Genomic DNA, 22,010 nt, shown 5'->3' with positions numbered 1-22,010 from the left:
ATCCGGGACGACGAAGTTGCTCAGCGCGGTTTGCGGAACTTGAAGACGAACTGGTCGGTCTTGCCGCGGATTGCCGGGTCGAACACATTGGCGCTGTGATCGTCCGCCGGGTTGCGCAGCACGTCGCTCTCGCCGACGAACTGGAAGCCGGCCTTGACGATTTCGGCCTTGACCATTGCGGGGTCGATGCGGTGCTTGGTTTCGGTGCCGGCGAGACCCGTTCCCGGCGCATCGGCATGATCGATCACGATATAGGTCCCACCGGGCTTGAGCGCCCTGAACGCTTCGGCGTTCATCACCGCAAGGCCCGCTTCGCCCACGCCGTTGTTCGGGACGTCGTGATAGTTCTGGACGGTCCAGACCAGATCGACCGGCTCGGATGCCGCGACCACGCCCGCGCCGAGCACCTTGACGGTCACGTTCGGCATATGCCGCGCTTCGAGCGCGGGGGCGGCCTTGACCGCGTATTTCGCACCCGCCGCCGGCCAGATCGCATAGACATGGCCCGTCGGGCCGACCACGCCGGAGAAGATCCGCGTCCAATAGCCGGCGCCCGGCAGGAAATCGAGCACCTCGTCGCCTGGGCCGACGCCGGAGAAAGCAAGCACTTCGGCCGCCTTGCGCCGCGCGTCGTCGGCCGCCTGATCGGCCCGCGCGGGGCTGGCGAGCGCGGTCGCGACCGCCTTCTGCGTCTGCTTCGCATTGTGCACCGAAGCCGGGACCCCGGCCGCCGTTGCTACCGTTGCGATCAACGCCGTTGCCGCCACGCCCGTCAGAAATGCTCGCATGTCCCGTCTCCCCTCGTGTGATGCCCCCGCTAGACGTCGAGATTGGCGACGTTCAGCGCATTCTCCTGAATAAATTCGCGCCGCGGCTCGACCACGTCGCCCATCAGCCGCGTGAAGATCTCGTCGGCGACATCGGCCTGTTCGATCTCGACGCGGAGCATCGAGCGGACCTGCGGATCGAGCGTCGTCTCCCACAATTGCTCGGCGTTCATCTCGCCAAGACCCTTGTAGCGCTGGATCGCCAGGCCCTTGCGGCCCGCGGCGAGGATCGCGTCGAGCAGCTGCGAGGGGCGTGCGACCATCGTCGAACCCTTGGCGGCGGTCGCCACCGGCGCCTGGGCGGGCGCCTCGGTTGCCGCCGTTTCATCCTCGGCCGCATCGGCTTCGGCCTGCGCTGCCGCCGCTGCCTTGGACGAGACGATCCGTGCGGTCTGTTCGTAGGCTTCCTGCTGCTCGACCGCGAGGCCGTGCAGCTTGCGCGCTTCGGCCGAGCTGAGGAAGGCGCCTTCGATGATGTGATGATCGGTCACGCCGCGCCACACGCGCTCGACATGGAAGCCGCCATCCTCGGCGAGCCGCGCCGACCAGCGCGCCTCGGGATCGCCGGCATCGAGCCCGCGCACGACTTGGACGACGACGTCGCGCCGCGCCTCGAGATCAAGCGCCGGGTCGAGCGCACCACCCATCGCCAGCGCCTCGACGATCGTCGGATCGTAGCGCCGCGGGATGTAGCGCATCAGCGTGCGCATCCGCCGCGCATGATCGACCAGCATCCGCAGATCCTGCCCCGAGCGCGAACCGCCCTGCACGCCCTCGAGCACGGTGCCGGCAACTCCCGCCTCGACGAGATATTCGTCGAGCGCGCTATCGTCCTTGAGATACACTTCCGAGCGCCCACGCGTCGCTTTGTAGAGCGGCGGCTGCGCGATGTAGAGGTGGCCGCCGGTGATGATCTCGGGCATCTGGCGGTAGAAGAAGGTCAGCAGCAGCGTACGGATATGCGCGCCGTCGACGTCTGCGTCGGTCATTATGACGATCTTGTGGTAGCGCAGCTTCTCGACGTTGAAATCGTCGCGGCCGATGCCGGTGCCCATCGCCTGGATCAGCGTGCCGATCTCCTTCGACGACAGCATCCGGTCGAAGCGCGCGCGCTCGACGTTGAGGATTTTCCCGCGCAACGGCAGGATCGCCTGGAAATGGCGGTCGCGGCCCTGCTTGGCCGAACCGCCGGCCGAGTCACCCTCGACCAGGAACAGCTCGGACTTGGCGGGATCGCGCTCCTGGCAGTCGGCGAGCTTGCCCGGCAGCGAGGCGATGTCCATCACGCCTTTGCGCCGCGTCAGCTCGCGCGCCTTCTTGGCGGCTTCGCGTGCGGCGGCGGCGTCGATGATCTTGGCGACGATCGCCTTGCCGTGCGCGGGGTTTTCTTCCAGCCATTCTGCCAGTTTGTCGGCCATCAGCGATTCGAGCGGCTGGCGCACTTCGGACGAGACGAGCTTGTCCTTAGTCTGCGAGCTGAACTTGGGATCGGGCAGCTTGACCGAGACGATCGCGGTCAGCCCTTCGCGCATGTCGTCGCCGGTCAGCGTGACCTTCTCCTTCTTGAGGAGCCCCGATTTCTCGGCATAATTGTTGAGCGTGCGCGTCATCGCCGCGCGGAACGCCGCCATGTGCGTGCCGCCGTCGCGCTGCGGGATGTTGTTGGTGAAGGCGAGGACGTTCTCGTAATACGAATCGTTCCACTCGAGCGCGACGTCGATCGTCACGTCGTCGCGCGTTCCCGAGATCGCCACCGGCTCGGGCATGAGCGGCACCTTGTTGCGATCGAGGTACTTCACGAACGCGGCGATCCCGCCCTCGTAATAGAGCTCGACCGTCTTCAAATCGGCATGGCGCGCATCGTTGAGATACAGCCGCACGCCCGAATTGAGGAAGGCGAGCTCGCGGTAGCGATGCTCGAGCTTGTCGAAGTCGAATTCGGTGATCTTGAAGGTGGCAGGGCTCGGGAAGAAGGTGACGCGCGTCCCCTTCTTGCCGGGCGCGGGGCCGACGATCTTGAGCGGCGCGACGGCATCGCCGAACGCGAAGCGCATGTAATGCTCCTGCTCGTCGCGGAAGATCGTCAGGTCGAGCCATTCGCTGAGCGCATTGACGACCGAGACGCCGACGCCGTGCAGGCCGCCGGAAACCTTGTACGCGTTGTCGTCCGACGTGTTCTCGAACTTACCGCCGGCGTGGAGCTGGGTCATGATGACCTCGGCTGCGGACACGCCTTCCTCGGTGTGGATGCCGGTCGGGATCCCGCGGCCGTTATCCTCGACCGAGACCGAGCCGTCGGCGTTCAGCGTGATGTCGATCCGGTCGCAATGCCCGGCGAGCGCTTCGTCGATCGCATTGTCGGAAACCTCGAACACCATGTGGTGGAGGCCCGAGCCGTCGTCGGTATCGCCGATATACATGCCGGGACGCTTGCGGACTGCGTCGAGGCCTTTGAGCACCTTGATCGAGTCGGCGCCGTAATCATTTGTATTGGGGTCTTCTGCCATGCCGAGCATATAGGGTCGACGGCCGGAAAACGGAAGCAAAATGGCACTTTCCGGCCCGGGACTCGGCGTCCCGGGCCGGATGCGCTTCACTTGCCCATGATGAAAGGCAATTGCCCGCCGCCACCGCTATAGGTCGGCAATTTGCCGTCCCATTTCTCGATCGCGCGCTGGCGCAGGATCTCGGGGTTGGCACGCAGCGCATCGCCCTCGATCTGCGAGGATTTCGCCTTGCCCTCGGCCTCGGCGATCCGCGCGTCGGCATTGGCTTTGACCGTAGCGACATTCGCCTGCGCGGCAAGTGCCGCCTGCTCGTTGGCGATCTTGGTGTTGATCTGGTTGAGCACCTGATCGGGCACGCGGATGTTGGACGCCCAATAGAGCTGCTCGACATGCAGGCCGACGGGTTCAAAGTACCGATCGACGTCGCGCTGCACCTTGGACAACAACGCCGCTTTCTTGGGGCCGTAGATCTCCTCTACGCCAAGCCCGGCCGCTTCCTCGTTGAGTGCGCTGCGCACCGCATTGCGGAGCGGCCCCGCGACGATCCCCGCCATGTCGATCCGGTATTTCTGGAACAGGATCGGCGCCTTCACCGGATCGACACGGTACGCCACCGACACGTCGGCCGAAAGGTTCAACCCGTTGCGATCCTGGAAGGGGAATTCCTCGTCGACGCCGGTCTGCTGGGTCGCCGACTTGGTCCAGGCATAGGTCGAGGTATAGATCGGATATTCGAAGATGGTGGTGCCGAACGGCGTGAAATACCAGCCGACGCCGAGCGCATGATCCGCGACGCCCGCCGAACTGCCGAAATTGCTGACCTTGATGCCGACATGCCCCGGCTCGACGCGGCTGCACGAGCTCATCGGCAGGATCGCGATCAACGGGATCAGCAGCAGGGGGGCGAAACGAACGAGTCTAGTCATGGTCCTTGTCCAGCAGGAGGAGGGTGAATTCGCGCGTCAGCGCGGTAACCGACAGGAAGCCGGCGACGAGCGCGACGAGCGCGATCAGCGCGGCGCCGACATCGGCGACGTCGCTATGCAGGTCGAACAGCGTCGGGATGACGAAGCCGAAACAGGCCAGCTCGCAGACGAGCAGCCCCGCGCAGCGCAAGCCAAAGCCGACGAGCCACAGATCCAGCGATTTCATGGGAAGAGCGAGCCTTCGAAACGCCCCCGATAGGATGCCGGGGCCGCAGTGCATCAAGGGATGCGCGAGGCGGAATATCTGCTTGTTACGGGGGCGCTACAACGCGAATCGGCATCCGCTGAGCGCAATCATGCATGCGTTGGCTGCACGATGAAAAACGGCCCCGGCGAGGATCGCCGGGGCCGTGATTGGGGTCAGAAGCGGTCGGCGCGTTGGCCGAGCAAGGTCACCTCGACGCGGCGATTCTGGCGCATGCCCTGCGGTGTGGTGTTGGGCGCGACCGGATTGGCCTCGCCGTGCCCAACGACCGAGAAGCGCGCGCGCGTCACGCCCATCTGGTCGAACGCGGTGCGGACCGCATCGGCACGCCGCTCGGACATCGCCTGGTTGTGCGCATCCGTCCCGCGCGAATCGGTATAGCCGTCGATCGCGACGCGCACGCCCGACTCCGAGCGCAGGTAATTGGCAAGTGTGCGCAATTTGTCGATCGCGCCGGGGCGCAGCACCGCGCTGTCGGTGGCGAACAGCACATCCTCGTCGAGCCGCATCATCGCGCCGCGCGCGGTCTGGCGGAAGCCATAGCCGCGCATCGCACCGCGATCCCAGCCGCCGACCTGCGGGCCACGCTGCTCGACGACGACGACACGGTCGCGCGATTCCCAATCGAAACGGTCGCGGCGCGGGCCGGCGACCTGCGCGAACGCGCGGTTGGCGGCATCGGCCTCGCGCGGCTGGACGCGGCCGTCGCGGTTATAGTCGAAATTGCGCATCACGAACGCGCGCCCGCGATTGGTCTCGCGCAGTTCGGGATAGAGGATCGGCACGCCGGCACCGATCAGGCGATACTCGCGGTCACCGTGGCGCCCGCCCCCCCAGTCCCAGCGGTCCTGCGCCGATGCGGGGGCAACGCCCGCGCCGAGCGCGATCGCGGCGGCGGTTGCAGCGAGAATGGTCTTGCGGAATGTCGTCATCGGATACTCTCCATGGCCCCCGCCATACAGCGAGCGATGCAGCCGGTCGCTTGAACGCGGCGTGAGTTCCGCTGAAAGCCTGCGTTCAGCCGCCGAGCGTGAGGCGCACCGCGTCACGCCCAAGATCGGTAAACAGCGCATCCTCGGTCCCGGTCATCCACACCTGCCCCTTGCCCGCGAGCCGCTCGAACAGCGCCGCGCGCCGCACCGGATCGAGATGCGCCGCCACCTCGTCAAGCAGCAGCACGGGTGCGCTGCCGGTGCGCTCGGCAACGAGATCGGCATGCGCCAGGATGATCCCGAGCAGCAGCGCCTTCTGTTCGCCGGTCGAGCAGAGACCCGCCGCCTGGTTCTTGCCGAGATGCGTCACCGCCAGATCGCTGCGATGCGGCCCGATGAGCGTCCGCCCTGCCGCCGCATCGCGCGCGCGGCTCTGCGCAAGATCGGCGGCGAGCGTCGCGCCGCCACCGGTCCACCCCTCGAGCGACAGCCCGGCGCGCGCGAACGGCCCCTCGATTTGCCCCGCCAGCCGCTCGGTGAGCGCTGCGACGGTGTCGCGTCGCGCGGCGTCGATCGCTGCGCCATGCTCGGCCATCTGCGCTTCGAGCGCCGACAGCCATTCGCGATCGGGCGGCAGGTCATCGGCGAGCAGCCGGTTGCGCGCGCGCATCGCGGCTTCGTAGCGATTGGCGTGGACCGCATGCCCTGGCGCGAGCGCGAGCGTCAGCCGGTCGAGGAAGCGGCGGCGTTCGCCCGCGGGTTCGACGAACAGCCGGTCCATCGCCGGGGTCAGCCACAGCACCGTCAGCCATTCGGCGAGCGCGGTCGCGGCGACGGGGGATCCCTGCACACGGACGATGCGGCGTTCGGGCGCCGACGCCTGCGTTCCCGTCGCGATCGCGACGTCGCCGATCAGGTCGGCGGCGACGCCGAAGCCCCCTGCCCCGTCCTGCCGCGCCATCTCGCCGAGCGCAGCGCGGCGCAAGCCGCGGCCGGGCGCGAGCAGCGATACCGCCTCGAGCACGTTGGTCTTGCCCGCACCATTCTCGCCGGTCAGCACGATGAAGCCGGGACCGGCGGCGATCGTCAGATCGGCGTGGTTTCGAAAATCGGTCAGGACGAGACGCGTCAACATCGCCGAGCGCCTTAGCCGGTTTCTCCGCCAGACAATTAGCCTTTTGTCATGGAACGTTTCGCTCGCGCCACGCGCTACCCGATCGATCTTCCAAGGAGACCCGCCTTGCGTTTGCCCCCGATCGCGCCCGCCGAGCTCACCGACGCGCAGAAGCCGCTCTACGACGATATGAAGCACGGCATCGCCTCGAGCTTCAGCGCCTTCAAGACGGTCGATGCGAATGGCGCGCTGATCGGACCGTGGAACCCGTGGCTGCACGAGCCGGTGATCGGGAAGGCGGTGTGGGAGCTGACAAAGGCGATGACCGCGCAAGCGACGCTCGCCGACAAGCCCCGCCAGATCGCGATCCTCGTCACCGGCGCGCATTTCGATGCGGCGTATGAGATCTACGCGCATGTCGCCGTCGCCGAAAAGGAGCAGATGTCGCCGCAGCGGCTGTCGCAGCTGTGCGCCAACATCAAGCCGGGCGATCTCTCGCCTGAGGAAAGCGTCGCGTACGACGTCGCCTTCGCGCTGGTGAACGGCGGGGTGCTGCCCGAGCCGTGCTACACGCTCGCGCTCGATACGTTCGGGCAGCATGGCACCAACGAGCTGATCTATCTCGTCGGCCTGTACGCGCTCGTGTCGATGACGCTCAACGGCTTCAACGTGCCCGTTCCCGAACGCGAGTAGCTCGCGCGGCGCGACTCCGAAAAAGTCGCGTCTTATCCGATGGATCGCTTGGAACATCCCGTCGGCGCGATCGTATTGAACCCGAGGCCCCGCCCGCGCGCGCCGAACGAAAGGTATCCCGTGACCGATACGAACCGAGCCGTGGCGGTGCCCGTCATCCGCCATCCGATCCACGCGTTCCTCGGCCCCGTGCCGATCGTCTGCTTCACCGGCGCGCTTGCCACCGACCTCGCCTATGCCGCGAGCGCCGACATGCAATGGGCGAACTTCTCGGCCTGGCTGCTGTTCGTCGGGATGGTCTTTGCCGTCCTCGCGGCGATTGCCGGGATCATCGATTTCAGCCGCAAGCGCGGCATCCGCCGGCAACGTCCCGCCCGCCTGCATAGCGTCGGCAATCTGGTCGTGATGGTGTTCGCGCTGATCAACAACTTCGTTCACAGCCGTGATGCCTGGACATCGGTCGTCCCCGCCGGGCTGACGCTGTCGGTGCTGACCGTCGTCGCGATGATCGTCACTGCGCTGATCGGTCGCCCGATCGTCTATCGCACTGCCCATGGGGAGATCCAGTAATGCGCGCTCTGCTTCGCACCGCCGCGCTCCCCTGCGCCGCGCTGTTCGCTCTGGCCGGCTGCACCGATAGCGGCGCGTCGTTCGATCGCGACAGCCAGGTCGGCCCCAATCCGGTGCTGCCCGCGCCCAACCAGTATCTCATCCCCCCGATGCATATCGCCAAGGCGGTCGGTTGGAAGGCAGGCGAAACGCCGCGCGTTCCGGCCGGGCTGCAGATTCGGGCTCTCGCCACCGGCCTTCACCATCCGCGCCAGCCCTATGTACTGCCCAATGGCGACGTGCTCGTCGTCGAATCGAACGGCCCGGGCACCGAGCCGATCGAGCGTCCCAAGGATTTCATTATGGGATGGGTCCAGGGCTTCGCCGGCGCTGGCGCCAAGGGCGGCAACCGCGTGACGCTGCTGCGCGACACCAACGGCGACGGCATTCCCGACCAGCAGAGCGTGTTCCTCGACCACCTCTATTCGCCGTTCGGTATCGTGCTCGTCGGCGGCGATCTCTATGTCGCCAATACCGATGGCATCGTGCGCTTCCCCTATGTCACCGGCCAGACCAAGATCACCGCGCGCGGCACGCTGCTGACCGCGCTCCCGGGTGGGCCGATCAACCACCACTGGACCAAGAGCCTCACCGCCAGCCCCGATGGCAGCAAGCTCTATGTCGGGATAGGCTCGAACAGCAACATCCTCGAAAACGGCCGCGCCGCCGAGGAGGAGCGCGCGCGGATCTGGGAAGTCGATCGTGCGACCGGCGCGCACCGGCCCTATGCAACGGGCCTGCGCAACCCCAACGGGTTGACCTTCAACCCGCAGACCGGCCAGCTCTGGGCGGTGATCAACGAGCGTGACGAGCTCGGGCCGAACCTCGTGCCCGATTACATGACCTCGGTGAAGGACGGCGCCTTCTACGGCTGGCCGTACAGCTATTACGGCCAGCACGCCGATCCGCGCGTGCGGCCGCAGCGTCCCGACATGATCGCGCGGGCGATCGCACCCGATTACGCGCTGTCGAGCCATGTCGCACCGCTCGGCCTGACCTTCTACACCGGCGCCAATCTGCCCGCCGCTTACCAGAACGGCGCCTTTATCGGCGAACATGGCAGCTGGGATCGCGGCGAATTGAACGGCTATCGCGTGTCGTTCGTGGCGTTCGCCAATGGCAAGCCGGTCGGCAAGGCCAAGACGATCGTCGACGGCTTTATCGGGGGCAATGGCGCGGCGCGCGGTCGTCCGGTCGGGCTGGCGGTCGACAAGCAGGGCGCGCTGCTGATCGCCGACGATCTCGGCGATACGGTGTGGCGGGTAAGCGCGGCAGGGAAGTAAAACTTAAGCCCCTCCCCTTTAGGGGAGGGGCTAAGGAAGGTTCAAACGCGCATCGGCATGAGGACGTACAGCGCCGACGACTTGTCGTTCTCGCGGATCAGCGTCGGGGCTGCGGCATCGGCGAGGTGAACCTCGATCGTGTCGCCCTCGAGCTGGCCGAGAATGTCGAGCAGATAGCGGCTGTTGAAGCCGATCTCGAAGCCGAGCGCGACATATTCGCCGGGCACTTCTTCGGCCGCCGTGCCGTTTTCAGGCGACGTCACCGACAGGATAATCTTGTCGCGATCGAGCGCCATCTTAACCGCGCGCGTCTTCTCGGTTGCGATCGTCGAGACGCGGTCGACGCCTTCTTCGAAGCTGCGCGGGTCGATCTTGAGGATCTTGTCGTTGCCCGTCGGGATGACGCGGCTGTAATCGGGGAAGGTCCCGTCGATCAGCTTCGAGGTCAGCAGCGCCTGTCCCAGATCGAAGCGGATCTTGGTCGGCGACAGCGAAACGCCGACCGAACCGTCGACCTCGTCGAGCAGCTTGCGCAGCTCGGCGATGCACTTGCGCGGGATGATCACGTCGGGCATCGATTCGGCGCCCTCGGGCCGCGGCATCGTCACGCGCGCAAGGCGGTGGCCGTCGGTCGCGGCGGCTTTCAGCACCGGCCCCGCACCGCCTGCACCGCCATCGTCCGATACGTGCCAGAAGATGCCGTTGAGATAATAGCGCGTTTCCTCGGTCGAGATCGCGAAGCGCGTCTTGTCGATGATCTGCTTGAGCGTCTCCGCCGGCAGCTCGAACGACACCGGCAGCTCGCCCTCGGCGATCACCGGGAAATCGTCGCGCGGCAGCGTGCCGAGCTGGAACTTCGCGCGGCCCGCCATGATCGTCATCTTGCCGTCGGCTGCGGCCAGGCTCACCTGGCTGCCCTCGGGCAGCTTGCGGCAGATGTCGAAGAAGGTGTGCGCCGACACCGTCGTCGCGCCGGGCTGGTCGACCGCGGCGGCGATCGTCTCGTTGATCTGCAGGTCGAGATCGGTCGCCATCAGCTTGAGCCCGCCCTCGGCGGTCGCCTCGATTAGCACGTTCGACAGGATCGGAATGGTATTGCGCCGCTCGACCACGCTTTGCACGTGGCTGAGGCCCTTCAACAGGGTCGCGCGTTCGATCGTCGCCTTCATGTCGTTCCCCCGGGCCAAAGTCGCCCAAACATCCCACCGAATCCATGCGCTTTTCAGCACATTCGGAGGCAATACGCCGTGTCCCTTTCCTTAAACATAAAAGGGGCCGGAGCAAGCGCTCCGACCCCCTTCGTGCCACGGCAAAATCTTGCCGCTATGGTTCAGAAACGGACACCAAGCCCGACAACGACCTGGTGGCGGTCGGTGTTGACGTCGAAATTGTTCGTGTTGCCGCCATTGGCATATTCGAGCCGCGCATCACCATAGTTCGAATAGCGATACTCGACCTTGGCATAGGTCGTACGGCCGATCTTCTGCTCGACACCCGCGCCGACGCGGTAGCCGTCGAGGTTGTAATGGTTGCCGGTGGTGACGGTGCCGTTGTTCGCGGTCAGATCGAGCCGCGCGTTGGTGTAGCCGCCCTTGGCGTAGATCATCGTCTTGGGGGCGACGACGTAGCCGAGGCGCGCGCCGGCATAGAGATCGCGGCCGGTCTTGACGCGACCATAGCCCAGCGCACCCGCGCTGGTGGGGGCGTTGCTGACGTCAGCGGTCGATCCGGTGACTTCGCCTTCGACGCCGACCACGACACCGTGGAACGCGGCGTCATAGCCGATATCGCCACCATAGGTCAGGCCGTCGGCCTTGCGGTTGCTGTCGATGTCCGAATTCGGGCCGCGGCCGGGCTGCAGCTTGTCATAACCGAGGATCACGCCGGCGCGGGGACCGGTGAAGGTGGCATCGTCGCGAGCCGGCGCGGGCGGGGGGCCGTCCTGAGCGAAAGCGGGGGCCGCGAGGCCGAGCGTAAGCGCTGCGGTTGCAGCGGTGAGAGCGAACTTGCGCATTGGGGTAACTCCATTGGTACACATCCACCGATCCCTGGTGGGATTGCACAAATAGGTGGCGCGGAGCGTCGTTGCATGAACCTCAGACAACGCGATAAGGCGTTGCTATTGCGCCACACGGGGTTGAAAGCGAGACCATGGAGTCCAACGCCCAGAAGCCGCCACGAAGCGGCCGCGATTACATCGCGCGGCACGGCGAGACCGTTTTCAACGCCGCCGGGCGGCTGCAGGGCGACCATCCGCACACCCCGCTGACGCGCGCCGGCTTTGCGCAGGCCGACGAGATGGGGCGGGCGTTGCGGGCGCAGCTGGGGGCAAAACCCGCGCTGACTTTATGGGCCTCGCCGACCGGGCGCGCCTTACAGACGCTGGCGATCATCGCCGAGCATCTCGAACTCGATTGGCACGCGGCGAAGACCGATCCGCGGCTGGCCGAGATCGGCACGGGGAGCTGGGGCGGCCGCTATTACGCCGAGCTCGCCGAGCACGGCGTCACGGTGGTGGATCGTGCCAACGGGCTGCTTTTTGCCGCAGAAGATGGCGAAACCTATCCCGAAATTGTGGCGCGTGTGTCAGGATGGCTGTCCGATACCGACGAAGATTCGGGTGACCGGCTCGTCATCATGCACGGAATTTCGAGCCGCGTTTTGCGCGGCGTGATGACCGGAGCGGCCGATCTGGCCGGATATGGCGCGCCCGCGGCGCCGGGATTGCCGCAAGGGTCGGTCGTGCTGATCGAACGCGGCGTCGAGTCGGTGGTCCATCGCGGCACGGGGCACGCACCGGCGTGAAGCGGCTGGTGGCGCTTGCGCTGGCGATCGCGGCTCCGGCAACCGCGCGCGATTCGCTCGGCGTGTTCGATCGCTGGGGTGCTTTCACCGATACGACGCCCTTGCGCTGCTATGCCATCGCGCAGCCGGTCCAGGCGGGAGGGGCCTCGACTTGGCGTCCGTTCGCCAGCGTCGCGACCTGGCCGGGGCGCGGCGTTCGCAATCAGCTCCACATCCGGCTGAGCCGTGTGCGCAATCCCCAGTCGCGTGTCACGCTGTCGGTCGGCGAGCGGCGCTTCGAACTGGTCGCTGGCGATGCCGATGCGTGGGCGCCCGATTCGCGCACCGACGCCGCGATCGTCGTCGCGATCCGTGCCAGCCGCAGCATGAGCGTCGAAACGCTCGCGAAGAGCGGCGCGCCGTTTGCGGACGTCTATGCCTTACGCGGGGCCGCGACCGCGATCGATGCGGCGTCGCTGGGGTGTGTCGGGCACTAGCGGCCGACCTCCCTTCTCCGTCATCCCCGCGAAAGCGGGGATCCCGCTACTTTGTCCGCGTCATAAGAAGAAGCGGGACCCTCGCTTTCGCGAGGGTGACGGGGTGTTGGTCAATACGCTTCTCGGCGAAACGCGCGCCTGTGGAAAAACGCGCCGAAACACGCTATGTGCCGACGCATGCCCAACTCCGCGACCACCCTCATGGCCATTCCCGGCCATATCGACCCTGTGCCCGTCCCCCGCGCCTTCGTGCCGCGCAGCGACGGGCGGATCGACTTGCTCGGCCTGTCCAAGGCCGATCTGCGGCTCGCGCTCGAGACCTCGCAGCTCGACCCGAAGCAGGCGAAACTCCGCGCGAAACAGCTGTGGCACTGGATCTACAATCGCGGCGTCCGCGACTTCGCGCTGATGACCGACATCGCCAAGACGATGCAGCCGTGGCTCGAGCAGCGCTTCGTGATCTCGCGCCCGCAAGTCGTCGAGGCACAGGTGTCGAACGACGGCACGCGCAAATGGCTGCTGCGCTCGGACGACGGCAACGATTACGAGATGGTGTTCATTCCCGACGCCGATCGCGGGACGCTGTGCGTATCGAGCCAGGTCGGCTGCACGCTCAACTGCCGTTTCTGCCATACGGGCACGATGCGGCTCGTTCGCAACCTCACCGCGGGCGAGATCGTCGGCCAGGTGATGCTTGCGCGCGATGCGCTCGGCGAATGGCCGAGCCAGCCCGAGGGGCGGATGCTCACCAACATCGTCATGATGGGCATGGGCGAGCCGCTCTACAATTTCGACAATGTCCGCGATGGGTTGAAGATCGTGATGGACGGCGACGGGCTCGGCCTGTCGCGCCGCCGGATCACGCTCTCGACCTCGGGCGTCGTGCCGCTGATGGCGCGCGCGGGGGAGGAGATCTCGGTCAACCTCGCGATCTCGCTCCACGCGGTGACCAAGGAAGTCCGCGACGAGCTGGTGCCGATCAACAAGAAATACGGCATCGAGGAGCTGCTGCAGGCGTGCGCCGATTATCCCGGCACCAACAATGCGCGGCGCATCACTTTCGAATACGTGATGCTCAAGGACAAGAACGACAGCGACGCCGATGCGCGCGAACTCGTCCGGCTGCTCAAGCATTACGACCTGCCGGCGAAGGTGAACCTCATTCCGTTCAACCCTTGGCCGGGCGCGCCGTACGAATGCTCGACGCCCGAGCGGATCAAGTCGTTCTCGAACATCGTGTTCGACGCCGGGATCAGCGCGCCGGTGCGCACCCCGCGCGGGCGCGACATCGATGCGGCATGCGGCCAGTTGAAGACCGCGAGCGAGAAGCTCAGCCGCGCCGAGCTCGATCGCCAGGCCGAGGCGAAAATGGCGGCGCTCGGCTGACCCCCACCCGTCACCCCGGGCTTGTCCCGGGGCCCACCGTGCAGCAAGAGCGGCGCGGGCAGGATGTGCGGTACGATGGATGCCGGAACAAGCCCGGCATGACGAGGTACGGGTGACTCTGCCTACCATAGCGCTGGCCGCAGGTGCCGGCATCCTCGGCGGCGCGATGAATGCGCTGGCCGGCGGCGGCAGCTTTGCAACGCTACCCGCGCTGATCGCGCTCGGTCTCCCCGCCAATACCGCCAATGCCACTTCGAATGTCGCGCTGCTTCCCGGCGCGGGCACGAGCGCCTGGGCATTTCGCCATGAGCTCGCCCCGATCGGCGGGGTCGGGCTGCGCGCGCTCGTCTCGATCACCTTCGTCGGTGGCCTCGCCGGCAGCGCGCTGCTCGCGCTCACCCCGAGCCATGTGTTCGATCTCGTCATTCCCTGGCTGCTGCTCTTCGCCTTCCTGGTGATAGCCTTCGGCAAGGCCGCCGCCGACGCGCTGCGCCGCCGCGTCGCGATCGGCACGCGGACACTGATCGTCGCGCAAGGTCTGCTCGGCATCTATGGTGGCTATTTCGGCGGTGGCGTCGGGCTGATGACGACCGCGGTCTATGGCCTGCTCGCAGGCGTATCGCCGCGCGCGTTGTTCGCGCCGCGCACGCTGATGCTCGCGGTCGCCAATGCCGCCGCGGCGATCGTGTTCATCGCAGTCGGACTTGTGGCGTGGAGCGCTTGCCTGCCGATGCTTGCCGGGGGGATGCTCGGCGGCTGGGGCGGCGCGCATATCGGCAAACGGCTTCCCGCGAGTGTGGTGCGCGGCTGGACGCTGTTCGTCACCGCGGTGACCACGGGCGTATTCTTCTGGCGTGCCTACGGCTGAGCGATGCTCAGGGCGTGGTGCCGTGCTGCAGCGCGAGCAATGCCGCGACGAGCTTGGGATCTTCCGATTCAGCGAAACTCGCTTTGTACGCGGTGCGCATCTTGGCGACTTCGGCGGCCCATTGCTCGGGCTTGAGCCTGGGCTGCGTCAGGATCAGTTCGGCCGAGTGGCACGCGGTGCAATTGGTGCTGACGATCTCGGCGCTCGCGGGGAGCACGACGGTCTCGGACGGCAACGTCATGCTTTGCGAATTGAGCGCGATCGCCTGCGGCGCGCCGCCGCCGTCATGCGTCTCGCCCGGGGTCGCATACCGCTGGCAACCGCCGAGCACGAGCAGCAGCGCAATGGAGGAAAGCGCGCGGCTCATGCCACGGTGACCTTCGCGGTTTCGATCACGCTGCGCATATAGCCGCCCGGGTTCCAGATCGGATCGGCGGCCTGCATCAAACCGCGCAGATTGGTCGTGCGCACCGCGACGGTATGGCTGCCGCGCGGCAAGACCGCCGCCCAGCGACGGAAGCCGTACGGCCCGTGGTCGCGCCCGAGCTGTGCCGCATGCCAGCTCCGGCCCGCATCGATCGACCATTCGACCTTCGCGACACCGGCATCGCCGCCCATCGCGATCCCACGCACCGCCTGCGCATCGGCCCTGGTGAAGAAGGCGCGCGGCAGCATGCGGCCGATCGGCATGGTCGGAAAATCCTTCGCACCGGGCGTAACGCTCGCACGCGGCGCGGTCGGGATACGATACGCCTTGTCCATCCAATAGCCCGTATCGGGGGCGGTCAGCAGCTCGATCGAATCGAGCGCCTTGACCCAATAGGTCGAATAATAGCCCGGAACGATCAGCCGCAGCGGGAAGCCGTTGAGCAGCGGCAGCTGCACACCGTTCATCCCGTAGGCGACGATCACGTCGCGGTTGCGCGCCTGGCCAAGCGTCAGCGTCTTGGCGAACCACGGCGCGTCGCCCGGCGGCCGGTCGAGCCCGGCGAAGCGGACGTGCTGCGCGCCCGCCGCGACCCCCGCGCGATCGAGCAGGTCCGAGAGGCGCACGCCGGTCCACACCGCGTGCCCCATCGCGCCATTGCCCCATTGCGCGCCGGGAACGCGCGGGCCGAACAGCCCGCGCGAATTGCCCGAACACTGGTTGACCGCGGCGATCTCGACGGCAGGCAAGCTCTGGATCGCATCGAGCGAAAGCGACAGCGCGCGATTGACCGCGCCCTTAATGTGCAGCCGGAACGCCGCGACGTCGACCGACAGCGGAATGTCGGCATAATGCCAGCGCACGAAGAAACGGTCGTTGGGCGTCGCCGGATCGTCCGCCAGCGCGCCGTCGAACGCCGCCATCGGCGTCTCGAGCAACGGCCCGCGCGTCCGCTGCAGGATCATCCCCGTCTTGCCGGGAAAGGCATTGGTCAGCGGGCGTCGGCCATCCTTCTCGGAAAAGCCGAGATCGACCAATGACTGCGCCCAGAGCGGGCTGCTCGCGATCGCCCCCACGCCGAGCGCGAGCGCGCCGCGCCGACCGATCTGCTGGCGGAGCGTGTCATCCATGCTGAATCGCCAGCGGCGCGAAGCGGGCGACCTGTTGGCCGACCATCCGCAGTTGTTCGAGCACCGCCGGATCGCTCGCGCCGCCCTCGTCGTCGAACTTGGTCACTTGCGAATTGACCGCGGCGGCAAACGGGGTCGGCCAGCCACGCAGCGCGTGGACAATCGAGCGCAGCGCCGCGATCGTGCTCCCCGTCGCCTGCCAGCCATACGCCGTCGCGATCAGCCCGACCGGCATGTCGGCGAGATACGGCCGGTGCGGATCGCGTGCGGTTTCCTCGAGCAGGTCGAGTGCGTTCTTGACCACGCCCGAAATGCTGCCGTGATAACCGGGGGAGGCGATGATCAAGGCCGAGGCCTGACGTATCGTATCGACGAAATCGCGCTCTTCGAGAGTCCGCGTCGTCGCCTTGGGGTCGTAAAGCGGCAAGCGCCCCATCTCGGCCCCGCCGAACAACCGCGTGCGAAACCCTTCCTGGCCCGCCGCCTCGAGCGCGATCGCAAGCGCGCGCTCGGTCGACGAGGTGCCTCCGATCGTCCCGCCGATGCCGACCACCAGCGGCTGGTCGGGAGAAAGCGAAGCGGGTGGGGCATCGGACATGATCAGGCTTTCGGCAAAGTGGCGCGACCGCCTCACGCCACTCTGATAGCGTTGTCAGGGCTCCGCCTCAAGATGGAAGTCGCGCGCGATCCTACCCCGCCCGCACGGGATTCGGCAAGCGATCGCGCTCGGGCGAGGTCTGGAGAACGTCTCGCTTGCCCGTCTGTCGGCTGCTACAGCGCTTTGCATGTCACCCCGCCGCTTGCACCAGCTGTCCTATTTGGCTAATACACCCGTTCGTCGTTGCGGGATCTAGTCATGCGTTTCTTCTCCACCGATCGCGACGCCGACCCGCGCGACGCCGATGACGCGCTCGAGCTGACGCACGGCATGCCGCCGCCACAGCGGCGCGCCGATCCGGGCTATCCGCCGCCGCCGAGCTTCGATTACGCGCGCTATGCAGCGCAAGTCCCGGTCGTTCGCCGCCGCATTTATATGCGCTGGATGATGCGCGGCGTGGCGGCGCTGATCATCCTGTTCGTCTTCGCGGTCGGCTGGCTCGCAGTGACCGCACCGCTGTCCAAATCGCTCCAGCCGCCGACGCCGCCGAGCATCACCCTGCTCGCCGACGACGGAAAGCCCTTCGCGCGGCGCGGCGCGGTGATCGACGCGCCGGTCGACGCGGCGAAGCTGCCCAAGAATGTCACCAACGCCTTTCTCGCGATCGAGGACCGGCGCTTCCGCAGCCATTGGGGGGTCGACCCTCGCGGCATCGCGCGCGCCTTCTTCCACAATCTGACGTCGAAGGGGCGCGACCAGGGCGGCAGCACGATCACGCAGCAACTCGCCAAGAACGCCTTTCTCGATTCGGACCGCACCGCCGCGCGAAAGATTCGCGAGGTGATGATCGCCTTCTGGCTCGAGGCGTGGCTGACCAAGGACCAGATCCTGTCGCGCTATCTGTCGAACGTCTATTTCGGCGACAACGTCTATGGCTTGCGCGCGGCGGCGCGCCATTATTTCGCGCGCAAGCCCGAAAACCTGTCGATCGCCCAGGCGGCGATGCTCGCCGGGCTGGTCAAGGCGCCGTCGAAACTCGCACCCACCGTCAACCTCAGGGGTGCGCGCGATCGTGCCAATCTCGTGCTCGGCGCGATGGTCGAGGCGAAGTTCCTTTCGAAGGACGCGGCCGATGTGCGCCCCGCACGCGTCGTCCCGCAGGCGAAGGCGCCGCTGCCCAACGGCACGTATTTCGCCGATTGGGTGCTCCCCGCCGCGCGCGACCATGCCGGCGAGATCGCCACCGAATCGACCGTGCGGACGACGCTCGACCGCCGCCTTCAGACCGCCGCCGAGCGCGCGGTGAAGCGCGCGGGGCTCAAACAGGCGCAGATCGCACTGGTCGCGATGCGCCCCGACGGCCGCGTCGTCGCGATGGTCGGCGGGCGCTCCTATGCCGACAGCCCGTTCAACCGCGCCACGCAGGCGCAGCGCCAGCCGGGCTCGGCGTTCAAGCTGTTCGTCTATCTCGCCGCGATGCGCAGCGGGATGACGCCCGATTCGGTGGTCGACGACAAGCCGATCACGATCGCCAATTGGAGCCCGAAGAACGCCGATGGGCGCTATCTCGGGCCGATCACGCTGCGGCAGGCGTTCGCGCGCTCGTCGAACGTCGCGGCGGCGCGGATCACGCAGCAAGTCGGTGTCGCCAAGGTGATCCAGGCGGCACGCGACCTCGGCGTGTCGACGCCGATTCCGAGCGAGGCGACGATCGCGCTCGGCACGTCGAGCATGTCGCTGCTCGAACTCACCGCCGCCTATGCCGCGGTCGCCGCCGAGCAATATCCGGTGCGCCCGCGCGGGCTCGAGGATCCGCCCGAACGCGGCGTGCTCGCGACGCTGACCGATCGCCCGCACGCGCTGAGCGGCACGCTGCATGACGAGATGCTCGACCTGCTCTCCGCCTCGGCCGAGACCGGCACCGGCCGCGCGGCCGCGCTGTCGGTCAAGACCTATGGCAAGACCGGCACGACGCAGGACAGCCGCGACGCGCTGTTCGTCGGTTTCGCCAACGGGCTGGTCGTCGGCGTGTGGGTCGGCAACGATGACAACACCCCCAATGCCGGCCTGTCGGGCGGCGGCGTCCCGGCACGCGTCTGGCGCGATTTCATGCAGCAGGCGCTGGGGGTCGGCGCAGCTCAGGTCGCCGCGCCGGCGGAGGACGAAATGATCGATCCCGACGCCGCCAACGGGGTCGGCGAGACGCTCGAGAACTTCCTCGATCCGGCGAACATCCCGCCGGTCGAGGGCGAAATCCCCGGCATCGGCCGCGTGCGGCTGCGCAACGGCGAGCTCGACTTCCAGTCGAACCGCCCCGACGACCGCGATCGTCGGCGGAGTGACCCCGATGAGCGCGCCCCGCCCCGCGACTTCGGACGCGATCCTGACCGCGGTGGACGCGACGATCGCCGCGACTCCCGCGATTATGAGGACGATCGCTGACCCTACGAGTTGACGCCGCGCGGGGCACCCCGCAAGACCGCGCGATGCGCTTCTTTTCCGACAATGCCGCCCCGGTTCATCCGGCGATCTTCACCGCGATGGCCGACGCCAACGTGCTCGACACCGCGTATGACGGCGACCGCTGGAGCAAGGCGCTCGACGCCCGCTTTTCGGAGCTGTTCGAAACCGAGGTGCGCGCGCTGTGGGTCCCATCGGGGACCGCGGCGAACTGCCTCGCGCTTGCCGCGCTGTGCCCGCCACACGGCAGCATCGTCTGCCACCGCGAATCGCATATCCAGAACGACGAATGCGGCGCCCCCGAATTCTATACGCACGGCGCCAAGCTGTTCCTCGCCGACGGCGAAGGCGCAAAGCTGACGCCGGAAACGATCGGCGCGGTGCTCGACGCGACGCGCTACGACGTCCACCAGACGCAGCCGCATGCGATCTCGATCACCAACGCGACCGAATATGGCCGCGTCTATGCGCCCGCCGAGGTCGCCGCGATCGGCGAGCTCGCCAAGGCGCGCAAGCTTGCGCTGCACATGGACGGCGCGCGCTTCGCCAATGCGGTCGCCTCGCTCGATTGCGCGCCCGCCGACGTGACGTGGCGCGCGGGCGTGACCGCGCTGAGCTTCGGCTTCATCAAGAATGGCGGGATGAACGCCGAGGCGCTGATTTTCTTCGATACCGAACTCGCCGACGCGACGCTCTATCGCCGCAAGCGCGCCGGGATGCTGCTGTGCAAGGGGCGCTACCTCGCGGCGCAATTGCTCGCGATGACCGAGGGCGATCTGTGGCTCGATCTCGCGCGCAACGCCAATGCCGGCGCGGCGCTACTGGCACAGGCGGCGGGCGACCGGCTGGTCCATCCGGTCGAGGCGAACGAGGTGTTCATCCGCGTCTCCGCCGCCGAGGCCGCGAGCCTGCGCGCGCTCGGCTTCGATTTCTACGATTGGGGACCGGGCGAAGCGCGACTCGTCATCTCGTGGAACCAGGATCCCGCCGACATCCGCCCGCTCGCCGACGCGATCGCGGCGCTTTGACCACCGGGCCGACGCCCCAGTCGAGCAGACTCGCTATCCTGATTCCGTTCGGGATCGTCACGCTGATCTGGGGCTCGACCTGGCTCGTCATTCGCTGGCAGCTCGGCGTCGTGCCGGCGAGCTGGTCGGTGACCTACCGCTTCCTCGTCGCTGGCGTGGTGATGTGCAGCTACGCGCTGATCCGGCGCGAATCGCTGCGGCTCGATGCGCGCGGGCTGCGCTTCGCGGGGCTGCTCGGGCTCGCGCAATTCTGCCTCAACTTCAACTTCGTCTACCGTGCGGAAATGCACATCACCTCGGGGCTGGTGGCGGTGGTGTTCGCGCTGATGCTACTCCCCAATGCGGTATTCGGACGGATCTTCCTTGGCCAGCAGCTGGGGCGGCAGCTGATTGTCGGCATGGCGGTGGCGATGGCGGGGGTCACGCTGCTGTTCGTCCGCGAAATGCGAGTCGATCCGCACGGCCCGGTCGAAGCGCTGACCGGGATCGGCTTCACGCTGCTGGCGGTCTTCTCGGCCTCTTCGGCGAACGTCATGCAGGGGACGCAGACCGCGCGCGCCTATCCGATGATCCCGATGCTCGGGATCGCGATGCTGCTCGGCGCCACGTTCGACGGGGCGTTTGCCTGGGTGACGACGGGACCGCCGGTGATCGAACTCACGCTCCCGTATCTCGCGGCGACGCTATATCTCGGCGTGTTCGCCTCGGCGATCGCCTTCCCGCTCTATTTCGGCGTGCTGCGCGTGATCGGTCCGGCCAAGGCGGCCTATTCGGGCGTGCTCGTGCCCGTCATCGCGATGGGCCTGTCGACGCTGTTCGAGGGCTATCGCTGGTCGCTGCTGGCGGGCGCGGGTGCTGCGCTGGTGATCGGCGGGCTGGTCATCGCTTTGAGGGCGCGCAGGCCGGCGCGGTAATCGGGATAGGCCGGGCGCCAGCCGAGGACGCGCTTGGCCTTGCCGTTGGCGATGCGGCGATTCTCCGCATAGAAGCCGCGCGCCATCGGCGAGAGCGAATCGAGCGGCACGAACGGCGGCGGATCGCGCCCCAGCAGCGCGGCCGCAAAGGCGATGACGTCGTTCTGGCTCGCCGGCAGATCGTCGGCGAGGTTGTACGCGCCGGCCGGCGCATCGAAGCCCGCGATCACGCCCGAGACGATATCGGCGACGTGCGCCCGGCTGAACACCTGGCCCGGCGCTTCGACGCGGTGCGCCGCGCCGGTCGCAACGCGATCGAGCGGCGATCGCCCCGGTCCGTAAATCCCCGGCAAGCGAAACACCCGCGCGCCGAGCGCGAGCCACGCGGAGTCGGCTTCGGCGCGGGCGCTGCGACGTCCGGTGCCGGTCGGTGCACTTTCATCGACCCACGCCCCCGCCGCGTCGCCATAGACGCCGGTCGAGGACAGATAGCCTAGCCACGCCCCGCTCCGCGCCGCGGCTGCGCCATAGCTGACCAGCACCGGGTCGATCTCGCCCGCCGGAGGAACGGATGACAGGATGTGGGTCGCAACCGCGATCTCGCGTGCGAGTGCCACGCTATCGTCGAAGCGGATCGTGTCGCCACGGCCATCGCGCGTCGTGCCGACGACCTGCCAGCCCGCGCCGCGCAACCGCGCAGCCAATGCCTGCGCGGTATAGCCGAGGCCAAAGATCAGGAGACGCATGTCTTACCCCTCAGGC

22 protein-coding genes are annotated in these 22,010 nt (G+C 67.3%); 10 read left to right on the top strand and 12 right to left on the bottom strand.

The annotated features are described in order from the left end of the window. Positions 1 to 20: 20 nt before the first annotated feature. The 6 genes from RH90_RS05700 to recF form a co-directional block, all read right to left on the bottom strand. Positions 21 to 788 carry a class I SAM-dependent methyltransferase gene (locus RH90_RS05700; protein WP_010184431.1) on the bottom strand — a complete coding sequence of 256 codons (768 nt, stop codon included), beginning with the start codon at positions 786 to 788 and terminating at the stop codon, positions 21 to 23. A gap of 29 nt (positions 789 to 817) precedes the next feature. Next, a complete protein-coding gene (gene gyrB / locus RH90_RS05695) occupies positions 818 to 3,334 on the bottom strand; it encodes a DNA topoisomerase (ATP-hydrolyzing) subunit B (protein ID WP_010184430.1) in 2,517 nt (838 codons plus the stop codon). Between the two features lie 86 nt (positions 3,335 to 3,420). Continuing rightward, the gene (locus RH90_RS05690) at positions 3,421 to 4,260 is read right to left on the bottom strand and encodes an SPFH domain-containing protein (protein WP_010184429.1); all 840 of its coding nucleotides are present in this window, start codon (positions 4,258 to 4,260) and stop codon (positions 3,421 to 3,423) included. Continuing rightward, complete coding sequence (locus tag RH90_RS05685) at positions 4,253 to 4,486, bottom strand: hypothetical protein (RefSeq protein WP_010184427.1); 234 nt, start codon at positions 4,484 to 4,486, stop codon at positions 4,253 to 4,255. Before RH90_RS05685 ends, RH90_RS05690 begins: the two co-directional genes overlap by 8 nt. 194 nt (positions 4,487 to 4,680) lie before the next feature. Next, positions 4,681 to 5,457 (bottom strand): OmpA family protein, encoded by a 777-nt coding sequence (locus RH90_RS05680; protein ID WP_010184426.1) that lies wholly within the window; start codon positions 5,455 to 5,457, stop codon positions 4,681 to 4,683. 85 nt (positions 5,458 to 5,542) lie between these two features. After that, the gene (recF, locus tag RH90_RS05675; protein WP_010184425.1) at positions 5,543 to 6,592 is read right to left on the bottom strand and encodes a DNA replication/repair protein RecF; all 1,050 of its coding nucleotides are present in this window, start codon (positions 6,590 to 6,592) and stop codon (positions 5,543 to 5,545) included. 105 nt (positions 6,593 to 6,697) lie between these two features. Here recF and RH90_RS05670 point away from each other — a divergent pair, with 105 nt between their 5' ends. The 3 genes from RH90_RS05670 (at position 6,698) to RH90_RS05660 (ending at position 9,156) form a co-directional block, all read left to right on the top strand. Next, the gene (locus RH90_RS05670) at positions 6,698 to 7,264 is read left to right on the top strand and encodes a carboxymuconolactone decarboxylase family protein (protein WP_029625069.1); all 567 of its coding nucleotides are present in this window, start codon (positions 6,698 to 6,700) and stop codon (positions 7,262 to 7,264) included. Positions 7,265 to 7,384: 120 nt separating this feature from the next. Continuing rightward, positions 7,385 to 7,834 carry a DUF2231 domain-containing protein gene (locus RH90_RS05665; protein WP_232280307.1) on the top strand — a complete coding sequence of 150 codons (450 nt, stop codon included), beginning with the start codon at positions 7,385 to 7,387 and terminating at the stop codon, positions 7,832 to 7,834. Next, complete coding sequence (locus RH90_RS05660) at positions 7,834 to 9,156, top strand: PQQ-dependent sugar dehydrogenase (protein WP_010184421.1); 1,323 nt, start codon at positions 7,834 to 7,836, stop codon at positions 9,154 to 9,156. Before RH90_RS05665 ends, RH90_RS05660 begins: the two co-directional genes overlap by 1 nt. A 41-nt stretch (positions 9,157 to 9,197) precedes the next feature. Here RH90_RS05660 and dnaN read toward each other — a convergent pair whose 3' ends face one another. Together dnaN and RH90_RS05650 are read right to left on the bottom strand one after the other, a co-directional pair. Further along, entirely contained in the window at positions 9,198 to 10,325 is a 1,128-nt protein-coding gene (dnaN, locus tag RH90_RS05655) for a DNA polymerase III subunit beta (RefSeq protein WP_010184420.1), read from the bottom strand. A 161-nt stretch (positions 10,326 to 10,486) separates the two neighbouring features. Then, positions 10,487 to 11,170, bottom strand: coding sequence for an outer membrane protein (locus RH90_RS05650; RefSeq protein WP_010184419.1), 684 nt, complete (start codon positions 11,168 to 11,170; stop codon positions 10,487 to 10,489). A 137-nt stretch (positions 11,171 to 11,307) separates the two neighbouring features. Between RH90_RS05650 and RH90_RS05645 the strand changes: the two genes are divergently transcribed. From RH90_RS05645 to RH90_RS05630, 4 genes are all read left to right on the top strand, one after another. Further along, complete coding sequence (locus RH90_RS05645; protein ID WP_010184418.1) at positions 11,308 to 11,961, top strand: histidine phosphatase family protein; 654 nt, start codon at positions 11,308 to 11,310, stop codon at positions 11,959 to 11,961. Then, positions 11,958 to 12,437 (top strand): hypothetical protein, encoded by a 480-nt coding sequence (locus RH90_RS05640; RefSeq protein WP_010184417.1) that lies wholly within the window; start codon positions 11,958 to 11,960, stop codon positions 12,435 to 12,437. The genes RH90_RS05645 and RH90_RS05640 overlap by 4 nt, the downstream gene beginning before the upstream one ends. A 177-nt stretch (positions 12,438 to 12,614) precedes the next feature. Continuing rightward, positions 12,615 to 13,823: a 23S rRNA (adenine(2503)-C(2))-methyltransferase RlmN gene (gene rlmN, locus RH90_RS05635; protein WP_010184416.1), complete on the top strand. Its 1,209-nt coding sequence runs from the start codon at positions 12,615 to 12,617 to the stop codon at positions 13,821 to 13,823. A 112-nt stretch (positions 13,824 to 13,935) separates the two neighbouring features. After that, entirely contained in the window at positions 13,936 to 14,691 is a 756-nt protein-coding gene (locus RH90_RS05630; protein ID WP_029625067.1) for a sulfite exporter TauE/SafE family protein, read from the top strand. 7 nt (positions 14,692 to 14,698) lie between these two features. On the opposite strand, the gene RH90_RS05625 is transcribed toward RH90_RS05630, so the two are convergent. From RH90_RS05625 to RH90_RS05615, 3 genes are read right to left on the bottom strand one after another with little or no spacing between them, the layout of a single operon-like run. Next, positions 14,699 to 15,058, bottom strand: a complete 360-nt coding sequence (locus tag RH90_RS05625) for a hypothetical protein (protein WP_010184413.1) — start codon at positions 15,056 to 15,058, stop codon at positions 14,699 to 14,701. After that, a complete protein-coding gene (locus tag RH90_RS05620) occupies positions 15,055 to 16,248 on the bottom strand; it encodes a molybdopterin-dependent oxidoreductase (protein ID WP_010184412.1) in 1,194 nt (397 codons plus the stop codon). Before RH90_RS05620 ends, RH90_RS05625 begins: the two co-directional genes overlap by 4 nt. Then, positions 16,241 to 16,846, bottom strand: coding sequence for an NADPH-dependent FMN reductase (locus RH90_RS05615; RefSeq protein ID WP_010184410.1), 606 nt, complete (start codon positions 16,844 to 16,846; stop codon positions 16,241 to 16,243). The genes RH90_RS05620 and RH90_RS05615 overlap by 8 nt, the downstream gene beginning before the upstream one ends. A gap of 258 nt (positions 16,847 to 17,104) precedes the next feature. Here RH90_RS05615 and RH90_RS05610 point away from each other — a divergent pair, with 258 nt between their 5' ends. Genes RH90_RS05610 through RH90_RS05600 form a run of 3 tightly spaced genes read left to right on the top strand, consistent with a single transcriptional unit; the run spans position 17,105 to position 21,248 of the window. After that, positions 17,105 to 19,288 carry a transglycosylase domain-containing protein gene (locus tag RH90_RS05610; RefSeq protein WP_010184409.1) on the top strand — a complete coding sequence of 728 codons (2,184 nt, stop codon included), beginning with the start codon at positions 17,105 to 17,107 and terminating at the stop codon, positions 19,286 to 19,288. Between the two features lie 44 nt (positions 19,289 to 19,332). Then, complete coding sequence (locus RH90_RS05605; protein ID WP_010184408.1) at positions 19,333 to 20,334, top strand: threonine aldolase family protein; 1,002 nt, start codon at positions 19,333 to 19,335, stop codon at positions 20,332 to 20,334. Continuing rightward, the gene (locus tag RH90_RS05600; RefSeq protein WP_010184407.1) at positions 20,331 to 21,248 is read left to right on the top strand and encodes a DMT family transporter; all 918 of its coding nucleotides are present in this window, start codon (positions 20,331 to 20,333) and stop codon (positions 21,246 to 21,248) included. Before RH90_RS05605 ends, RH90_RS05600 begins: the two co-directional genes overlap by 4 nt. Here RH90_RS05600 and RH90_RS05595 read toward each other — a convergent pair. Then, the gene (locus RH90_RS05595; protein ID WP_029625066.1) at positions 21,158 to 21,994 is read right to left on the bottom strand and encodes an epimerase; all 837 of its coding nucleotides are present in this window, start codon (positions 21,992 to 21,994) and stop codon (positions 21,158 to 21,160) included. The genes RH90_RS05600 and RH90_RS05595 overlap by 91 nt on opposite strands. Between the last annotated feature and the right edge of the window lie 16 nt (positions 21,995 to 22,010).

Origin of the sequence: Sphingomonas sp. PAMC 26605 (assembly GCF_000241485.1) — a bacterium.
In the GTDB taxonomy this organism is placed as follows: domain Bacteria; phylum Pseudomonadota; class Alphaproteobacteria; order Sphingomonadales; family Sphingomonadaceae; genus Sphingomonas.
The sequence above is the reverse complement of the archived record's forward strand: the minus strand, read 5'-3'. Positions and strand labels throughout refer to the sequence as shown.

Excerpts from the sequence above, each read along its gene's own strand:
- RH90_RS05700 (WP_010184431.1), bottom strand. The coding sequence starts at position 788 with ATGCGAGCATTTCTGACGGGCGTGGCGGCAACGGCGTTGATCGCAACG.
- gyrB (WP_010184430.1), bottom strand. The coding sequence starts at position 3,334 with ATGGCAGAAGACCCCAATACAAATGATTACGGCGCCGACTCGATCAAG.
- RH90_RS05690 (WP_010184429.1), bottom strand. The coding sequence starts at position 4,260 with ATGACTAGACTCGTTCGTTTCGCCCCCCTGCTGCTGATCCCGTTGATC.
- RH90_RS05685 (WP_010184427.1), bottom strand. The coding sequence starts at position 4,486 with ATGAAATCGCTGGATCTGTGGCTCGTCGGCTTTGGCTTGCGCTGCGCG.
- RH90_RS05680 (WP_010184426.1), bottom strand. The coding sequence starts at position 5,457 with ATGACGACATTCCGCAAGACCATTCTCGCTGCAACCGCCGCCGCGATC.
- recF (WP_010184425.1), bottom strand. The coding sequence starts at position 6,592 with ATGTTGACGCGTCTCGTCCTGACCGATTTTCGAAACCACGCCGATCTG.
- RH90_RS05660 (WP_010184421.1), top strand. The coding sequence starts at position 7,834 with ATGCGCGCTCTGCTTCGCACCGCCGCGCTCCCCTGCGCCGCGCTGTTC.
- dnaN (WP_010184420.1), bottom strand. The coding sequence starts at position 10,325 with ATGAAGGCGACGATCGAACGCGCGACCCTGTTGAAGGGCCTCAGCCAC.
- RH90_RS05650 (WP_010184419.1), bottom strand. The coding sequence starts at position 11,170 with ATGCGCAAGTTCGCTCTCACCGCTGCAACCGCAGCGCTTACGCTCGGC.
- RH90_RS05645 (WP_010184418.1), top strand. The coding sequence starts at position 11,308 with ATGGAGTCCAACGCCCAGAAGCCGCCACGAAGCGGCCGCGATTACATC.
- rlmN (WP_010184416.1), top strand. The coding sequence starts at position 12,615 with ATGCCCAACTCCGCGACCACCCTCATGGCCATTCCCGGCCATATCGAC.
- RH90_RS05625 (WP_010184413.1), bottom strand. The coding sequence starts at position 15,058 with ATGAGCCGCGCGCTTTCCTCCATTGCGCTGCTGCTCGTGCTCGGCGGT.
- RH90_RS05620 (WP_010184412.1), bottom strand. The coding sequence starts at position 16,248 with ATGGATGACACGCTCCGCCAGCAGATCGGTCGGCGCGGCGCGCTCGCG.
- RH90_RS05615 (WP_010184410.1), bottom strand. The coding sequence starts at position 16,846 with ATGTCCGATGCCCCACCCGCTTCGCTTTCTCCCGACCAGCCGCTGGTG.
- RH90_RS05610 (WP_010184409.1), top strand. The coding sequence starts at position 17,105 with ATGCGTTTCTTCTCCACCGATCGCGACGCCGACCCGCGCGACGCCGAT.
- RH90_RS05605 (WP_010184408.1), top strand. The coding sequence starts at position 19,333 with ATGCGCTTCTTTTCCGACAATGCCGCCCCGGTTCATCCGGCGATCTTC.
- RH90_RS05595 (WP_029625066.1), bottom strand. The coding sequence starts at position 21,994 with ATGCGTCTCCTGATCTTTGGCCTCGGCTATACCGCGCAGGCATTGGCT.